The organism is Streptomyces sp. NPDC043952 (assembly GCF_056435325.1).
This window is the reverse complement of the sequence record NZ_JBWKES010000029.1, coordinates 23632-39704: the sequence shown is the minus strand read 5'-3', so window position 1 is coordinate 39704 and position 16073 is coordinate 23632. Positions and strand designations below refer to the sequence as shown.

The following is a 16073-nucleotide window of genomic DNA, read 5'->3' as shown; positions in this document are numbered from 1 at the left end:
TCCCACCAACATCCCCCCCCCCCCCCCCCCCCCCCCCACCACCCCCCCCCCCCCCCCCCCCCCCCCCCCCCCCCCCCCCCCCCCCCCCCCCCCCCCGACGCCGTAGACGATCGCGGCCAGACCGCCGCAGCCCAGCAGCGCGCCGGGCACGTCGAGCCGGACGTCGCCGTGCCCCGGCCGGTCGTGCAGCAGCGTGAACGCGCCGAAGACCGCGAGCGCCGCGATGGGCACGTTGACGTACAGGCACCACCGCCAGGTCAGGTACTCGGTGAGCACCCCGCCGACGATCAGCCCGATCGCCGAACCGCTGCCCGCCAGCGCGCTGAAGACGCCGAACGCCCTGCCGCGCTCGCGCGGATCGGTGAACATCGTGGTCAGCAGGGACAGCGCGGAGGGCGCGAGCACGGCGGCGAAGGCCCCTTGCAGCGCGCGGGCGCCGAACAGCATCCCGGAGCCGGTCGCCGCCCCGCCGAGCGCGGAGGCGAGCGCGAAGCCGGCCAGACCGGTCACGAAGGCGCGTTTTCGGCCCACGAGATCGGCGATCCGGCCGCCCACCAGGAGCAGCCCGCCGAAGGCGAGGGTGTACGCGGTGATCACCCACTGCCGGTTGCCGTCGGACATGTGCAGGGCGCGCTGCGCGGAGGGGAGCGCGATGTTCACGATCGTGGCGTCCAGGACCACCATCAGCTGGGCCAGGGCGATGACGACCAGCCCCCACCAGCGGTGCGGATCCGTACCCTCCGCGGCGGCCCGGAACTCACCCGTTCGGCCGATGCTCATCTGGCCAGAACAGCATGGATCGGGACGTATCGCATCCGGGTGACGCGACCTGGACGGCTCGGGTGGGGGTGATTGTCAGTGGTCGGGTGCAGCATGGGACCCATGGCGAGGGGAACGACCGGCGGGAGCCGGGTGGGACGGGGCGCACGGCGGCCGGAGCTGCGGCTGCCGGAGCTGCGGCCGTGGACCGGCGGCGGGCTCGACCCGGACGGGGACTACGACGGGCTGGAGTTCCGGGACGCGGATCTGACGGGCCAGGACGCGGCGGGCGCCCGGTTCATGGACTGCGCGCTGCGGGGCTGCGCGGCCGACGGGACACGGCTGCGCCACGCCCGCGTCCTCGACTGCGCGCTCACCGGCCTGCGCGGGGTCGGCACCGATCTGTCCGAGGCCACCCTGCGCGACGTCGAGCTGACCGACCCGCGCCTCGGCGGCACCCAGCTGCACGGCGCGGTGCTGGAGCGGGTCGTGGTGCGCGGCGGCAAGATCGACTACCTGAATCTGCGCATGGCCCGGCTGCGGGACGTCGTCTTCGAGTCCTGCGTCCTGGTCGAACCGGACTTCGGCGGCGCCCGCCTGGAGCGGGTGGAGTTCGTGGACTGCGCGCTGAAGGGCGCGGACCTCACCGGGGCCACGCTGAAGGACGTCGATCTGCGCGGCGCCGCCCCGCTGGAGATCGCGCGGGGTCTGGACCGGCTGTCCGGCGCGGTGATCGGCACCGGCCAGCTCCTCGACCTGGCCCCGGCGCTGGCGGCGGCGCTCGGGATACGCGTGGAGTAGGCGGCGTACCGGGGGCGGCGGGGTCTTACGCGACGCGGGGGAAGCGGGCCTGGAGGGTCCAGATCGCCGGGTTCTCGCCCAGGTCCTCGTGCAGGTCCACGAGGTCGGCGACCAGGTCCTGCAGGAAGTCCCGTGCCTCGCGGCGCAGTTCGGCATGGGAGAAGGAGAGGGGGGCCTCGTCCAGCGGCTGCCAGTCGGCCGTGATGTCGACCCAGCCGAAGCGGCGCTCGAACAGCAGCCGGTCACTGGACTCGGTGAAGTCCAGCTCCGCCCGCTGCGGCCGGGCGGCGCGGGAGCCCATCGGATCCCGGTCGAGCCGTTCCACGATGTCGCACAGCGCCCAGGCGAAGTCCAGCACCGGCACCCATCCCCAGGCCGTGGACAGCTCCCGGTCCGTCCTGGTGTCCGCGAGGTACACGTCCCCGCAGAACAGATCGTGCCGCAGCGCGCGGACGTCCGCGCGGCGGTAGTCGGTCTGCGGGGGGTCCGGGAAGCGGTTGGAGAGGGCGTAGCCGATGTCGAGCACGGACCGATGGTGTCACGGCGGCGCGGGACCGCCGGGCGCGGTCCCGGTCCCGGACTCCGGCCCTTCCTGTGAGCCGCCTGTGTATCGGAGCCGTTTGCGCAGGCGGGTGGCGTGCGGACCGGTGCTGGACCCGCCCCCGGAGCAGACTCCCCCCGTGATCGGCTTCCGCCTAAGATCGCTGACATGTCCAGATCCGTACGCCTGGTACCGGCCGCCGCGGTCGCGCTGGTGCTCACCCTGGCCGGCACCGGGTGCGGGAGCGGGGTGCGCGGCACACCGGGTGGCGCGGGCGTGCGCGACCCGTACTTCCCGAAGGCGGGCAACGGCGGGTACGACGTCGGCCACTACGCCCTCACCCTGGACTACACCCCGGCCACCCGCCGCCTCACCGGTACGGCGGTCATCACGGCCCGCGCCACCAAGGACCTGTCCGCGTTCGACCTGGACCTCGCCGGGCTGCACGTGGACTCGGTCGGCGTCGACGGCCGGGACGCCCGCTACAACCGGGCCGGGCAGGAACTCACCGTCCGCCCGCACGACGATCTGCGCAAGGGCCACACCTTCCGTACGACCGTCCGCTACTCCGGCGTCCCCGGCACCCTCACCGACCCCGACGGCTCCGCGGAGGGCTGGCTGCGCACGGCCGACGGCGCGCTCGGGCTCGGCGAGCCGGTCGGTTCCATGGCGTGGTTCCCCGGCAACGACCACCCCTCCGACAAGGCCACGTACGACATCACCGTGACCGTCCCGCAGGGCCTGCAAGCCCTGTCCAACGGCGAGTTGGCGGACCAGTCCACCCGTGGCGGCCGTACCAGCTACCACTGGCACACCGCGCAGCCCATGGCCAGCTACCTCGCCACCGTCGCGATCGGGCACTTCGACCTCACCCGGTCCAAGGGCCCCGGCGGGCTGCCCGTGCTCACCGCGGTCGATCCGACGCAGGCCAAGGCGAGCGCGGGCGTCCTCGCGAAGCTGCCCGAGGTCGTCAAGTGGGAGGAGGACACGTTCGGGCCGTACCCCTTCTCCTCCGTCGGCGTCATCATCGACCGGCCGGACGACGCGGGGTACGCGCTGGAGACCCAGAACCGCCCCTTCTTCCCCGGCGCGCCGGAGCTGAGCACCCTCGTCCACGAGCTGGCGCACCAGTGGTACGGCGACTGCGTGACCCCCGAGTCCTGGCGGGACATGTGGCTCAACGAGGGGTTCGCCACGTACGCCCAGTGGCTGTGGGACGAGGACCACGGCGGGGACACGGCCGAGCAGACGTTCCAGTCCTACTACCGGGCCCACGACAGCGCTATCTGGGCCTTCCCGCCCGCGAACCCCTCCGGCGCCGCGCACATCTCCGGCTCGCCGGTGTACGAGCGCGGTGCGATGGTGCTCCACAAGATCCGGCAGAAGGTCGGCGACAAGGCCTTCTTCGCCCTGCTGCGCGCCTGGCCGGCCGCCCACCGCTACGGCAACGCGAACACCGCGGACTTCACGGCGTTCGTCGAACACCGCTTCCCGGACCAGGACTTCGGCGAGATCTGGAAGGACTGGCTGTACGGCGACGGCAAACCGGCCCACCCCTGACCGGGGCGCGCCCGCGCGGGCCGTCTGCCGCCCTTCCCCGGTACTCGGGCGGGGAAGGGCGCAGGTGCGGTACGTCAGACGTTGACGCCGAAGTCCTGGGCGATGCCGACCAGGCCCGAGGCGTAACCCTGGCCCACCGCGCGGAACTTCCACTCCGCGCCGTTGCGGTACAGCTCGCCGAAGACCATGGCGGTCTCGGTGGCGGCGTCCTCCGACAGGTCGTAGCGCGCGATCTCCGCGCCGCCGGCCTGGTTGACGATGCGGATGTAGGCGTTGCGCACCTGGCCGAAGTTCTGGCCGCGGTTCTCCGCGTCGTAGATGGAGACCGGGAAGACGATCTTGTCGATGTCGGCCGGGAGGCCGGCCAGGTTGACGTTGATCGCCTCGTCGTCGCCGGCGCCCTCGCCCGTGCGGTTGTCGCCGGTGTGCACGATGGTGCTGTCCGGGGTCTGCTTGTTGTTGAAGAAGACGAAGTGGGCGTCCGAGTAGACCTTGCCCTGCGCGTTGACCGCGATGGCGGAGGCGTCCAGGTCGAAGTCCGTGCCCGTGGTGGTGCGGACGTCCCAGCCGAGCCCCACGGTGACGGCCGTCAGGCCCGGAGCCTCCTTGGAGAGCGAGACGTTGCCACCCTTGGACAGGCTTACAGCCATGTTGGGAGTCCCTTCCTAGTTGTCCCTGTGCGTGCCGACGAAGCTACCGGCACCCGGAAGAACGTCCAGGGGGGTCCCCGTGGTTCCGCACCCCTTTACCTTTTTTACCCGGACTTCTCCACGGGTTCCGGGAAATCCGGATGACGTGGACGGGCCCCGGCCGGGAACATGGGGGCATGTCCGGTCCTTACGTCATCCGCGGCTCCGTCTCGCTCCCCGAGGCCGAGCTGATGTGGCGTTTCTCCAGGTCGTCGGGGCCCGGTGGGCAACACGTCAACACCAGTGACTCCCAGGTGGAGCTGCGCTTCGACCTCGCCGCCAGCGAGGCGCTGCCGCCGGTGTGGAAGGAGCGCGCCCTGGAGCGGCTGGCCACCCGGCTCGTCGACGGGGTGGTGACCGTACGGTCGTCCGAGCACCGCTCCCAGTGGCGCAACCGCGAGACCGCCGCCGTCCGCCTCGCCGCCCTCCTCGCGGAGGCCACCGCACCCCCGCCCAAGCCCCGCAGGCCCACCCGGATACCGCGGGGCATCAACGAGCGCCGGCTGCGGGAGAAGAAGCAGCGCGCCGAGACCAAGCGCGGGCGCTCGGGGCGCGACTGGGGGTAGGGACCCCGCCCCGCGCGGTGAGGCTCAGCCCAACTGCCGGTAGCGGCCCCGGAAGTACGTCAGCGGGCCGCCCTCCGCGCTCGGTACCCGTGCCGTCAGCACCCGGCCGATGACCAGGGTGTGGTCGCCCGCCGCCACCCGCTGCTCCGTGCGGCACTCCAGCGTGGCGAGCGCGCCGCCGACCAGCGGGGCGTGCGTGACCTCGCCCCGCGTGTAGGCGATGTCCTCGAAGAGGAGCCGGTCGCTGATGCGGCCCTTCATGGCGAAGCGGCCCGCGATGTGCCGCTGGCTCTCCGCGAGCACCGACACCGCCCACAGCGGCTGTTCGGCGAGCAGGTCGTCCATGCGCGAGCCCTCCCGCAGGCTGACCAGCACCAGCGGCGGATCGAGGGAGACCGACAGGAAGGCCGTCGCGGTCATGCCGACGTCCTCCACGCCCGGCGCGTCAGGGTCGCCGGGATCGAGCGGCGGTTCCTGCGCGGTCACCAGGACCACACCCGCGGCCAGCCGGGACATCGCGGCCCGGAACTCGTCGTTGCTCACCCCCTCAGCATGCCCGGAAGCTGCGAGGGCGGCGGGAGAAGGCGTCTTCAGCACGCCGGAAACGCTAGTCTGCGCTCTGCGCCCGACGCATCGGGCCCGAGCCCGAGCCGGGTCCTAGGACCAGCGGCGGAGCGGGACCGGGAACAGGCCATGGGGTGAACGCACGGAAAACGCTGAAACCCCGCCCAATTGTTCATGTTTTGCTGTGACTTGAGTCACAAGGGGCAGGAATTGTTGACCCTGTGTACCGGGTGAGCAGCGCGCTGTGATTCAGTGGCGGTGAAACTGCTGGAGCAACCACGAGGCGCCGAAGACGACGACCCTTGATTCGCTGCGAGGTCTCGGGGGGAGGGCGAGCATGGAGACCGAGTCGGAGCCGTACGTCCGTCTTGCGTCCCTGCGGCAGCTGCACCAGGTCATGGCGGACATGAACACGGCGCGCAGCCTGGCGGACACCTTGCAGACCGTCGCCGACGGCGTGGTCAACGCCCTCGGATACGAGATGGCGGGCGTGAACCTGGTACGCCCCGACGGCGATCTCGTCGTCGCCGCGTTCGCCGGCAACTCCGCCGCCGAGGCCCTGATCACCGGCCGGGTCGGCTCCCGCGCGGCCTGGGACCGGCGCCTGGGCATGGGCGAACGCTGGGGCGACCTCGTCTTCATACCGCACACCGAGGGCTGGGTGCTGGACGACGACGATGTGCCCCAGTGGTTCACCGACGGCCCCGCGCCCCGCTTCGAGGACGAGTGGCACCCCTCCGACCGCCTCTTCGCCCCCATGTACACACCGGGCGCGCCGGGCGGCTCCAGCGGCGAACTGCTCGGCGTCATATCCGTCGACCGCCCGCGCAACGGCCGGCTGCCCGGCGCCTGGGGCCGCGAGGCCCTTCAGATGTACGCCTTCCAGGCCGCCATCGCGATCAGCAACGCCCGGCTGCGCTCCAACATGCAGCGCGCCCTGGTCCGCCTGGAGCGCGAGCAGCAGGCGCTGCGGGCGAGCGAGGAGAGCTTCCGGCAGGCGTTCGAGTACGCGCCGTCCGGCATGGCCATCGCCGAGATGGGCGGCGAACAGCACGGCCGCATCCTGCGCACCAACGACGCCCTGTGCCGGCTGCTCGGCCGCCCGGCCTCCGCGATGCGCCGCTACTCCTTCTCCGACCTGGTGCACCCCGAGGACATCGGCACCCTGCTGCGCACCTCGGCCGAGGGCGGCCGCGCCGAGCTGCGCCTCGGCCGCCGCGACGGCAGCTACGTCTGGGTGTCGCTGCGCAACAGCGTGGTCGCGGACGCCGCCGACGGGCCCCGCTTCCTGCTCACCCACGTCGAGGACATCGAGGAGCGCAAGCGCCGCGAGCTGCAGCTCGCCCACCGCGCCTCGCACGACTCGCTGACCGGCCTGCCGAACTCCGCCGAGCTGCGCTCACGGCTCGCCGCCCGGCTGTGCCGCCGTCCGCCGCACGCCCTGGAGTCCCTGGACGCGGCCTACGGCCACCCGGGCTTCGACGGCCCCGCCGGGCACGGCTTCGACTTCGCGCCCGGCACGGAGTCGTACGACGGCTACGACCACCATGTGCACACCGTCGCCCCCGAGGGCGAGCAGGACGACGGCACCAAGGGGCTCGCGGTGCTCTTCTGCGACCTGGACGGCTTCAAGTCGATCAACGACCGGTTCGGGCACAACGCGGGCGACGCCGTCCTGATCGAGGTCGCCCGGCGGCTGTCCCAGGGGGTGCGCGACGGCGACACGGTGGCCCGGCTCGGCGGCGACGAGTTCGTGATCCTCGCCGACGGGCTCGGCCGCGCCGACGCCGAGGACCTGGCGGTACGGCTGCGCAACGAGATCATCCAGCCGATCCGGGCCGAGGGCCGGGCGGTCCGGGTGGGGGCGAGCTTCGGCATCGGCTGGGCGCACTGCGGCATGACGGCCGACGAAGTGCTGAAGTCCGCCGACGAGCGGATGTACGTAGAGAAACGATCTCGTCCCAAACAGCACCGCCGCGCGGGATGAGCCCCAGGTCAGCGAGTTGATGCGGTCTGCGTCACCCGTTTGAAGCAACCGGAACGGGTAGGCTCGCCTTTCCAGCCATGACCGTATCCGTTCGCACCTGTTGAGGAGTACCAAGGGATGACGCCCGGCGACAACGGCGCGAGCACGCCCGAGGAAGACGACCCGTTCGGCTATCTGTACGCAGACGGCCAGGCCAGGGGAGCCCAGCCGCCCTCCGGTGGCTACGGCTACCCGAACTCGGTCAGCAGGGTGCGCACGGTCGGCGAGCGTCAGTACGGCCAGCAGCAGCCCCCTTACGTTCCGCAGCAGGGCGCCTACGGCCAGCCGAACGCGCACTACCAGGCCCCGGAGACCCTTCCCGGCGGAGCACCGCCCGCGGGCCGCGCCCCCGCCCCGCAGCCCGGCCCCGGCCGCCGTGGCCCCAACACCAAGGGCCTGCTGATCGGCGCGATCGCGGTGGTCGCCGCGGTGGTCATCGGCATCGGCGTCGCCATGATCCACGGCAACTCGGACGACACGTCCGACAGCCAGGCGGACACCACCCCGACCCAGAGCCAGTCCACGAACCCGACCCCGACGAGCAGCAGCTCGGCCGGTTCGGGCCTGCCGAAGACCGATGCCGCGGACAGCTCGGTGCAGCTGTCGGGCGGCGCCGCGCCGGCCACCGACGTCAAGGGCTCGCGCGCCGCGGGCGGCAAGTACGTGGGCGGTCTGAACCAGGTCGGCGCCTCCGTCACCTGGAGCGTGGACGTCCCCTCGGACGGCGACTACACCCTCTTCACCGGGTACAGCGCCACCGGCGAGGACCAGTCGATGACGGTCACCATCAACGGCAAGGAGTACGGCAGCAAGCTCGGGCTGCGGAACTGGCGGCACGCCGCCGACAACGACTTCGCCCAGGGCTGGACCCGCTCCTACGTGTGGCCCACCCTCAAGAAGGGCAACAACACCATCTCCATCTCCTGCCAGCCCGGCGACAAGTGCAACGTCCTGCTGGACCAGCTGTGGCTGAAGGCGGGCCGGGTCACCAGCTGAGCCCGGCGCGGCTCAGTGGCCGGCCTGGCCGGTCACCGTGACCCGTCCCAGCAGCTCCTCGTACGTCCCCCGGTCGAACTCGCCCGCGGCGGGCGCCCGGACGGTGGCCGCCGCGAGGGCGACGGCGTGGGCGAGCCGGACCGGCCAGGGCAGGCGGCTCACCAGGCCGGACAGCAGCGCGGCGACCGCCGAGTCGCCCGCGCCGGTCGGATTGCCGTGCACCCGGCCCGGTGGGGTGGCGCGCCAGCGGCCCTCGGGGGTGGCGGCGAGGAGGCCGTTGGGGCCCAGGGAGGCGACGACCGTGTGGGCGCCCCGGCGGCGGGCGTCCTCGGTGGCGCGCAACGGGTCGTGGGAGCCGGTGAGTTCGGCCAGCTCGTCGGCGTTGGGCTTGATGATGTCGGGGCGGGCCGCCACCCCGCGGCGCAGCGGCTCTCCGCTGGTGTCCAGCAGCACCGGTACGCCCAGGGAGCGCGCCGTGCGTATCAGGCCCGCGTACGCCCCCACCGGCACCCCCGGCGGCAGGCTGCCGCACAGGGCCACCGCCGAGGCGCCCGGCACAAGTTCCGCGTAGCGGTCCAGGAAGGCGGCCCACTCGGCGGGCGTGATCTGCGGGCCCGGCTCGTTCAACTGGGTCGTGTCGCCGGAGACTTCGTCCACCACCGCGATCGTGCGCCGGCTCGCCCCCGCCACCGGCACCAGCGCGTCCGTCAGGCCCCCGGTCCCGGCGAGCCGGTCCCGTACCGCCCGGCCGGTGCCGCCGCCCGCGAACCCGGTGACCGTCACCTGGTGCCCGAGCGCGGCGAGCACCCGGCCCGCGTTCACGCCCTTGCCGCCCGGACGCTCGCTGACCTCCGAGACCCGGTGCGAGGCGTGCGGACGCAGTGACCGCACCCGATAGGTGATGTCGAGAGCGGTGTTCAGCGTGACCGTGAGGATCACCCGGTCTGCCTCCCTCGAAGCCGTCGTTCCGGGCCCCGATCATGCCAAAGAGACGGCGGCCGGCCCAGTCGCGGGGCGGCCGCCGCCAAAGGAAAAGCCGGGCGTATCAGCCCAGTTGGGGAGCGACCACCCACTCGCCGCGCCGCATCACGCCCCGCACGTCGAAGTCCGCGTCCAGCAGCACCAGGTCCGCGTCCTTGCCGGGCTCCAGGGAGCCGACGCGGTCGGAAAGGCCCAGCAGCCGGGCCGGGTTGGCGGACAGCGCCTTCACCGCGTCCTCCACCGGCAGCCGGTCCACGGTCACCGCCCGCTTGAACGCCCGGTCCAGGGTCAGCGTGGAGCCCGCGATCGAACCGCCCTCCACCAGCCGCGCCACCCCCTCGCTGACCTCGACCTCCAGCGGGCCCAGCAGATAGCGGCCGTCACCGGCGCCGGCCGCGTCCATCGCGTCCGTGATGAACGCGACCCGGTCCGCGCCCGCGTGATGGAAGGCCAGCTCCAGGGCGGCCGGGTGCAGATGCGTGCCGTCGTTGATCAGCTCGACCGTCACCCGCTCGTCCTCCAGCAGGGCGGCGACCGGGCCCGGCGTCCGGTGGCCGAGGGCGGGCATCGCGTTGAAGAGGTGCGTGGCGACCGTGGCACCCGCCTCGATGGCGTCCACCGTCTGCTCGTACGTCGCGTCCGTGTGCCCGATCGCGGCGATCACCCCGTGCTCGGCGAGCAGCCGTACCGAGTCGATGCCGCCCGGCAGCTCGGCGGCCAGGGTGAGCATCCGGGCCTGCCCGCGCGCCGCGTCGATCAGCTTGCGGACCTCGGCCGGCTCCGGGTGGCGCAGCAGCGCCTCGGAGTGGGCGCCCTTGCGGCACGGCGAGATGAACGGCCCCTCGAAGTGGATGCCCGCGATGTCGCCCTGCTCGGCCAGCTCGCTGAGCAGCCCGGCGCGGCGGACCAGCAGGTCCATCTCGTCGGTGACGGTGGAGGCGACGAGGGTGGTGGTGCCGTGCTCGCGGTGGGTGCGGACGGCGGTGAGGATCTGCTCGGCGGTGCCGGCGAAGGAGGCTCCGCCGCCGCCGTGGTTGTGGAGGTCGACGAAGCCGGGGACGAGCCAGTGGCCGGTGACGTCGAGGGTCCGGGCGCCGGCCGGGGTCTCGCCGGTGATGCGCCGGCCGTCGATGGCCACGGTGCCGTTCTTCACCGTGCCCGTGGGAAGTACCACGTTCGCGCCGGTGAGCACCTGCGGGTGCGTCGCGGCTCCTGTGGGGCTGGCCATCAGGTGTCTACCTCCGGAGTAGAAGTGGTCGTCAGCAGATCCCGCGCGAGCAGCCCCGCGCCCAGGCAGCCGGCGGTGTCGCCGAGGGCGGCGGGGACGATGGACGGCAGTTTCTGGAAGGTGACCCGGCGCCGGACGGCGTCCCGCAGGGGCTGGAACAACACTTCCCCCGCCTCCGCGAGACCGCCACCGACGATCAGCGTGCGCGGGTCCAGCAGGGTGAGCGCGGTGACCAGGCCGTCGGCGAGCGCGTCCACCGCCTCCTGCCAGATCCGCCGGGCCTCCGGGTCGCCCGCCGTGACGGCCCGCGCGCAGTCGGCCGCGTCCGCGTCCGGGCCCCCGCCGGCCGCCGCCCAGGCCTCGCTGACGGCGGACGCGGAGGCGTACCGCTCCAGGCAGCCGCGCTGTCCGCAGGGGCAGGGCGCACCGCCGGGCCGTACGACGACATGGCCGATCTCGCCCGCGAAGCCGTGCGCCCCGGACTCCACCCGGCCGTCGATCCCGATCGCGCCCGCGATGCCGGTGCCGAGCGGCACGAACAGGAAGCGGTCGGCGCCCCGGCCCGCGCCGATCCGGCCCTCGGCGAGGCCGCCGGTGCGCACGTCGTGGCCGAGCGCGACGGGCACCCCGAGCCGCTCGGCGAGCAGCGCGCGCAGCGGTACGTCCTTCCAGCCGAGGTTGGCGGCGTAGACGGCGGTGCCCCGCGCCTCGTCGACGATGCCGGGGACCGCGATGCCGGCGGCGGCCGGCGGGCCGTGGTGCTCGGTGCCGTACGCGAACAGGTCGGCGGCGAAGTCGAGGATGCCGGCGACCACCGCGTCGGGGCCGCGCTCGCGGCCGGTGGCGCGGCGGGCGCGGTGCAGCAGGGCGCCGTCGTCCCCGACGAGGGCGGCCTTCATCCCGGTACCGCCCACGTCCAGGGCGATGACATGTCTCACGGGGACAGTGTGGCCCGCTGACCCGCAAGAGGTCTAGTCCATTCACGTGGTGTAGACCTTAGGCGTTCATCTCATGAATCGTTCGAACAGCAGGGTTGGGATTTTGACGGTGCGTCGGCGTACGGCAGGAATGATCGCGATGGTGTCCGCGATGGGCATGACCGCGCTCCTCGGCGGCTGTGGGAGCACGGGCTCCTCCGATGTGACCCTCAGACTCGTGGCCGCGGACTACGGCGACTCGGCGGCGAACAGTTCGCAGAAGTACTGGGACTCGCTGGTCAAGGAGTACGAGACGACGCATCCGGGCGTGAAGATCCAGGTCAGCGTCTACTCCTGGAACGACGTCGACCGCAAGGTCAAGGAGATGGTCGACGCGGGCCACGCGCCGGACATGGCGCAGATCGGCGCCTACGCCGACTACGCGGCCGCCGGGAAGCTCTACGCGGCCTCCGACCTGCTCTCCATCCGCACCCAGGCGGACTTCCTCTCCCAGCTGGCCGACGCCGGCCAGTGGAGCCATACGCAGTACGGCATACCCTTCGCCGCGTCCACGCGCGTGCTGTTCTACAACAAGACCCTCTTCTCGAGCGCCGGGATCACCCCGCCGACCAGCTGGGACGAGCTGGCCGCGGACGCCAAAGCGCTCAAGGCGAAGGGCGTGAAGTACCCCTTCGCGCTGCCGCTCGGGCCCGAGGAGGCGCAGGCCGAGACGATGCAGTGGCTGCTCAGCGGCGGCGACGGCGGCACCGGGGGCACGGGCTACACCGACGACATCGGCAGCTACACCATCGACTCCGAGCAGAACGTGCGGACCTTCACCTGGCTGAAGGACGACCTGGTCGCCAAGGGGCTGACCGGGCCGGTGCCGCCGGGGAAGCTGAACCGGGCGCAGGCGTTCGCGGCGTTCGCCGACGGACAGGTCGGCATGGTCGACGGGCACCCCACGCTGATCCAGCAGGCCGAGGCGAAGGGCGTGCGCTTCGGCATGGTGCCGACGCCGAGCCGGACCGGGCGGGCGCGGGCGTCGATGGGGGTGACCGACTGGATGATGGCGTTCAAGCAGAACGGCCACGCCGACCAGATCGGCGACTTCCTGAACTACGTCTACAGCGAGAAGAACGTCCTCGACTTCTCCCGCGACTACGGGCTCCTGCCGGTCACCACCTCCGCCTCCAACGCCATGAGCGCGTCGGACGCGGCCCCCGACAAGGCGCTGCACCCCTTCCTGGACCAGCTCCCCACGAGCGAGCTGTACCCGGTGGGCAAGACCTCCTGGGCGGCGGTGAGCGCGGCCGTGAAGCAGAACATCGGCCAGGCCGTCGCGCCCGGCGGCGACCCCGCGTCCGTCCTCACCCGCCTCCAGGCCACGGCCACCGCGGCGGACAGCGCGGCCAGCGCCGGCTGAGCGCTACGGTTTCCCCATGGAACCGGGCGACACGGAACTGGGCGACCGCGAGAAGGCGATCCTCGCGCTGGAACGCCGGGGCTTTCCCGGCCCCGGCGCGAAGGAACGCGCCATCCGCGAGGACCTGCACCTCTCCCCGGTCCGCTACTACCAGCTCCTCAACGCCCTCCTCGACGACGAACGCGCCCTCTCCCACGACCCCGTCACGGTGAACCGCCTGCGCCGCATCCGCGAGACCCGACGCTCGGAACGCTGAGCCGGACCGCCCCCTGCTCCCCCGACCGACCGACCGAGCGAAGGCCGCGGGCCGCCCGCGACGCGGTCTTCGCGCGGGCCGGGGGGTGACTCGGTCTTCGCGTGGGCCGGGGCGCGGCGCGGGATTCGTGCGGGCTGAGTCGCGGTGTCGGCTTCGCGCGGGGCGGGGCGGGTTGCGGCGGTGCCTTCTTGCCGACCGAGTCGGGTGGTGGGTGGGCGAGGCGCGGGCCGGGGTGGGCGAGGCGCGGGCCGGGGTGGGCGAGGCGCGGTCCGGGGGCGGAGCCCCTGGCGGGGGCTGGGGCGGAGTGCCGGTGGGAACGCGGGCCGGGGTGGGCGAGGCGCGGGACGGGGGTGGAGCCTCTGGCGGGGGGTGGGGCGGAGTGCCGGTGGGAACGCGGGCCGGGGCCCAGGCGTGACATGCGGCTCCGCTGGATAGTGTCGGTACATGGACCCTCTGCCGACCCCCGCCACCCCGGCCGGCCGGGACGGACTCGCCGCGCTGCTCGCGAACCCCGGCACCGCGGTGATCGGCCTGGACTTCGACGGCACCCTCGCCCCCATCGTCGCCGACCCCGAACAGGCCCGCGCCCACCCCGCCGCCGTCGCCGCCCTGACCGCCCTCGCCCCCAAGGTCGCCCACATCGCCGTGATCACCGGCCGCCCCGCCGGCGTCGCGGTCCGCTACGGCGGCTTCGCCGGCGTCCCCGGCCTCGACCACCTCACCGTCCTCGGCCACTACGGCGCCGAACGCTGGGACGCCGCCACCGGCACCGTCACCGCCCCCGCCCCGCACCCCGGCGTCGCCGCCGTCCGCGCCGAGCTGCCCGGCCTGCTGGACCGGGTCGGCGCCTGGCGGGGCACCTGGATCGAGGAGAAGGGCCGCGCCGTCGCCGTACACACGCGCCGCGCCCAGGACCCGCAGGCCGCGTACGAGGCCCTGCGCGCCCCGCTCACCGACCTCGCCACCCGGCACGGCCTGATCGTCGAACCCGGCCGCATGGTCCTCGAACTGCGCCCGCCGGGCATGGACAAGGGCGTCGCCCTCGGCGAGTACCTCCGCGAGACCGGCGCCGGGTCCGTCCTCTACGCCGGCGACGACCTCGGCGACCTCCCCGCCTACGCCGCCGTCGACAAACTCCGCGCCGAGGGCACACCGGGACTCCTCGTGTGCAGCGGCAGCACGGAGGTCGCCGAACTGGCCGAGCGGGCCGACCTGGTGGTCGACGGCCCCGAGGGCGTCGTAGGACTCCTCACCGCGCTGGCGGCTCAGCTGGACTGATCGTCCAGGGCGTGCAGCTGGTCCAGGAACCACCGGGCCGGCGGCAGCGCCGTGCCCGCCGCGGCCAGCCGCTTCGAGCGCTCGGCACGCTCCGCCGCCGGCATGGTCAGCGCCGTGTGCAGCGTCTCGGCCGTGCCCGTGACGTCGTACGGGTTGACCGTGAGCGCGTCCTCGCCCATCTCCTCGTGCGCCCCCGCCTCCCGCGAGAGCACCAGCACGCACCCCTCGTCGGAGACGACCGGCACCTCCTTGGCGACCAGGTTCATGCCGTCCCGGATCGGGTTGACCAGCGCCACGTCGGCGAGCCGGTACGCGGCCAGGGAGCGCGCGAAGTCGTCCTTCACATGCAGCACCACCGGGGTCCAACCCGGCGTCCCGTACGCCGAGTTGATCTCCTCCGCGACCCGCCGCACCTCGGCCGTGTAGTCCCGGTACACGGCGAGGTCCTGCCGGGAGGGGTACGCGAACGCGACGTGCACGACCTTCTCCCGCCACTCGGGGTGGTCGTCCAGCAGCTGCCGGTACGCCAGCAGCCCGCGCACGATGTTCTTGGACAGCTCGGTGCGGTCCACCCGGACGATCGTCCGCCGGCCCTCCCCGATCTCCGCGCGCAGCGCCGCCATCCGCTCCTCCACGTCCGGCCGGTGGGAGCGCTCGCGCAGGAAGTCGGCGTCCGCGCCCAGACCGTGCACCCCGATCCGGGTGCCCGCGGGGATGCCGGGCCCCAGCACCGCGTGGCAGCACCCGGTGAACGCGTCCGCCCAGCGCCGGGTGAGGAACGCCGCCCGGTCCGCGCCGAGGATCCCGGTCAGCAGCTCCGCCGCGATGTCGTCCGGCAGCAGCCGGAAGTACTCCGCCGGAGCCCACGGGGTGTGCGAGAAGTGGCCGATGCGCAGATCGGGCCGCAGCCTGCGGAGCATCCGCGGGGCGAGCGCCAGGTGGTAGTCCTGGATCAGCACCGCCGCGCCGTCGCCCGCCTCCTCGGCCAGCGCCTCGGCGAACGCCTGGTTGTACGCCTGGTACGCCGCCCACTGCCGCCGGAAGTCCGCGTCGAAGACGGGCTCCAGCGGTGTCTGGTACAGCATGTGGTGCACGAACCAGAGCACCGAGTTGGCGATCCCGTTGTACGCGTCGGCGAAGACCTCCGGGTCGATGCCGAGCATCCGCACCCGCTGCCCGCCGGTGTCCGCCTCCGGCAACAGCCCGCCCCCGGCGCGGCGCACCGCCTCGCGGTCGCCGTCGCCCAGCGCGGCGCACACCCAGACCGCGTTCGTCTCCGGACCGATCGCCGACAGGCCCGAGACGAGCCCGCCGCCGCCCCGCTTGGCGCGCAGCGAACCGTCCTCGCCCGCCTCGTACGAAACCGGGCCGCGATTGGACGCGACCAGCACCTCAGCACCGTGCGTGGAAGCCATGGTCCACAACCTAGCCCGACCTGGGAACACTCAAACCCGCGGACCCGGTCCGGAGCCGGTCGTATACGGC

At 73.2% G+C, this 16073-nt stretch carries 16 protein-coding genes; 8 read left to right on the top strand and 8 right to left on the bottom strand.

Annotated features, from left to right (window positions below):
- The coding region (locus tag AC069R_RS26345; protein ID WP_478769286.1) for an MFS transporter at positions 1–780 on the bottom strand (780 nt) is incomplete at its 3' end.
- A gap of 102 nt (positions 781–882) precedes the next feature.
- Here AC069R_RS26345 and AC069R_RS26340 point away from each other — a divergent pair.
- Positions 883–1560: a pentapeptide repeat-containing protein gene (locus tag AC069R_RS26340; protein ID WP_478769285.1), complete on the top strand. Its 678-nt coding sequence runs from the start codon at positions 883–885 to the stop codon at positions 1558–1560.
- Positions 1561–1585: 25 nt separating this feature from the next.
- Here the strand turns inward: AC069R_RS26340 and AC069R_RS26335 are convergent, their stop codons facing one another.
- Positions 1586–2086 carry a hypothetical protein gene (locus tag AC069R_RS26335; RefSeq protein ID WP_397985320.1) on the bottom strand — a complete coding sequence of 167 codons (501 nt, stop codon included), beginning with the start codon at positions 2084–2086 and terminating at the stop codon, positions 1586–1588.
- 183 nt (positions 2087–2269) lie between these two features.
- On the opposite strand from AC069R_RS26335, the gene AC069R_RS26330 reads away from it, so the two are divergent.
- A complete protein-coding gene (locus AC069R_RS26330) occupies positions 2270–3661 on the top strand; it encodes a M1 family metallopeptidase (protein WP_478769284.1) in 1392 nt (463 codons plus the stop codon).
- A 74-nt stretch (positions 3662–3735) separates the two neighbouring features.
- Here the strand turns inward: AC069R_RS26330 and AC069R_RS26325 are convergent, their stop codons facing one another.
- Positions 3736–4311: a TerD family protein gene (locus AC069R_RS26325; protein WP_145485859.1), complete on the bottom strand. Its 576-nt coding sequence runs from the start codon at positions 4309–4311 to the stop codon at positions 3736–3738.
- 176 nt (positions 4312–4487) lie between these two features.
- Here AC069R_RS26325 and arfB point away from each other — a divergent pair, with 176 nt between their 5' ends.
- Entirely contained in the window at positions 4488–4916 is a 429-nt protein-coding gene (gene arfB, locus AC069R_RS26320; RefSeq protein WP_478769283.1) for an alternative ribosome rescue aminoacyl-tRNA hydrolase ArfB, read from the top strand.
- Positions 4917–4940: 24 nt separating this feature from the next.
- On the opposite strand, the gene AC069R_RS26315 is transcribed toward arfB, so the two are convergent.
- Entirely contained in the window at positions 4941–5432 is a 492-nt protein-coding gene (locus AC069R_RS26315) for a flavin reductase family protein (RefSeq protein WP_478769323.1), read from the bottom strand.
- 385 nt (positions 5433–5817) lie between these two features.
- Between AC069R_RS26315 and cdgB the strand changes: the two genes are divergently transcribed.
- Together cdgB and AC069R_RS26305 are read left to right on the top strand one after the other, a co-directional pair.
- Positions 5818–7467: a diguanylate cyclase CdgB gene (cdgB, locus tag AC069R_RS26310; RefSeq protein WP_478769282.1), complete on the top strand. Its 1650-nt coding sequence runs from the start codon at positions 5818–5820 to the stop codon at positions 7465–7467.
- A gap of 117 nt (positions 7468–7584) precedes the next feature.
- Entirely contained in the window at positions 7585–8502 is a 918-nt protein-coding gene (locus AC069R_RS26305) for a carbohydrate-binding protein (RefSeq protein ID WP_478769281.1), read from the top strand.
- 12 nt (positions 8503–8514) lie between these two features.
- Here AC069R_RS26305 and AC069R_RS26300 read toward each other — a convergent pair whose 3' ends face one another.
- From AC069R_RS26300 to AC069R_RS26290, 3 genes are all read right to left on the bottom strand, one after another.
- Positions 8515–9441, bottom strand: a complete 927-nt coding sequence (locus AC069R_RS26300) for a 1-phosphofructokinase family hexose kinase (RefSeq protein ID WP_478769280.1) — start codon at positions 9439–9441, stop codon at positions 8515–8517.
- Between the two features lie 106 nt (positions 9442–9547).
- Positions 9548–10711 (bottom strand): N-acetylglucosamine-6-phosphate deacetylase, encoded by a 1164-nt coding sequence (nagA, locus tag AC069R_RS26295; RefSeq protein WP_478769279.1) that lies wholly within the window; start codon positions 10709–10711, stop codon positions 9548–9550.
- Positions 10711–11649, bottom strand: coding sequence for an ROK family protein (locus AC069R_RS26290; RefSeq protein ID WP_478769278.1), 939 nt, complete (start codon positions 11647–11649; stop codon positions 10711–10713). The genes nagA and AC069R_RS26290 overlap by 1 nt, the downstream gene beginning before the upstream one ends.
- A 139-nt stretch (positions 11650–11788) precedes the next feature.
- Here AC069R_RS26290 and AC069R_RS26285 point away from each other — a divergent pair, with 139 nt between their 5' ends.
- From AC069R_RS26285 to otsB, 3 genes are all read left to right on the top strand, one after another.
- Positions 11789–13054 carry an extracellular solute-binding protein gene (locus AC069R_RS26285; RefSeq protein ID WP_478769277.1) on the top strand — a complete coding sequence of 422 codons (1266 nt, stop codon included), beginning with the start codon at positions 11789–11791 and terminating at the stop codon, positions 13052–13054.
- Between the two features lie 16 nt (positions 13055–13070).
- Complete coding sequence (locus AC069R_RS26280) at positions 13071–13310, top strand: DUF3263 domain-containing protein (protein WP_478769276.1); 240 nt, start codon at positions 13071–13073, stop codon at positions 13308–13310.
- Between the two features lie 444 nt (positions 13311–13754).
- Positions 13755–14588 (top strand): trehalose-phosphatase, encoded by an 834-nt coding sequence (gene otsB / locus AC069R_RS26275; RefSeq protein ID WP_478769275.1) that lies wholly within the window; start codon positions 13755–13757, stop codon positions 14586–14588.
- Here otsB and AC069R_RS26270 read toward each other — a convergent pair.
- On the bottom strand, positions 14576–16003 hold the full coding sequence (locus tag AC069R_RS26270) for an alpha,alpha-trehalose-phosphate synthase (UDP-forming) (protein WP_478769274.1): 1428 nt from the start codon (positions 16001–16003) through the stop codon (positions 14576–14578). The genes otsB and AC069R_RS26270 overlap by 13 nt on opposite strands.
- Positions 16004–16073: the final 70 nt, after the last annotated feature.

Bases quoted from the DNA above. Each gene is read 5' to 3' on its own strand.
- AC069R_RS26340 (WP_478769285.1), top strand. From the start codon at position 883: ATGGCGAGGGGAACGACCGGCGGGAGCCGGGTGGGACGGGGCGCACGG.
- AC069R_RS26330 (WP_478769284.1), top strand. From the start codon at position 2,270: ATGTCCAGATCCGTACGCCTGGTACCGGCCGCCGCGGTCGCGCTGGTG.
- AC069R_RS26325 (WP_145485859.1), bottom strand. From the start codon at position 4,311: ATGGCTGTAAGCCTGTCCAAGGGTGGCAACGTCTCGCTCTCCAAGGAG.
- arfB (WP_478769283.1), top strand. From the start codon at position 4,488: ATGTCCGGTCCTTACGTCATCCGCGGCTCCGTCTCGCTCCCCGAGGCC.
- AC069R_RS26315 (WP_478769323.1), bottom strand. From the start codon at position 5,432: ATGTCCCGGCTGGCCGCGGGTGTGGTCCTGGTGACCGCGCAGGAACCG.
- cdgB (WP_478769282.1), top strand. From the start codon at position 5,818: ATGGAGACCGAGTCGGAGCCGTACGTCCGTCTTGCGTCCCTGCGGCAG.
- AC069R_RS26305 (WP_478769281.1), top strand. From the start codon at position 7,585: ATGACGCCCGGCGACAACGGCGCGAGCACGCCCGAGGAAGACGACCCG.
- nagA (WP_478769279.1), bottom strand. From the start codon at position 10,711: ATGGCCAGCCCCACAGGAGCCGCGACGCACCCGCAGGTGCTCACCGGC.
- AC069R_RS26285 (WP_478769277.1), top strand. From the start codon at position 11,789: ATGGTGTCCGCGATGGGCATGACCGCGCTCCTCGGCGGCTGTGGGAGC.
- AC069R_RS26280 (WP_478769276.1), top strand. From the start codon at position 13,071: ATGGAACCGGGCGACACGGAACTGGGCGACCGCGAGAAGGCGATCCTC.
- otsB (WP_478769275.1), top strand. From the start codon at position 13,755: ATGGACCCTCTGCCGACCCCCGCCACCCCGGCCGGCCGGGACGGACTC.
- AC069R_RS26270 (WP_478769274.1), bottom strand. From the start codon at position 16,003: ATGGCTTCCACGCACGGTGCTGAGGTGCTGGTCGCGTCCAATCGCGGC.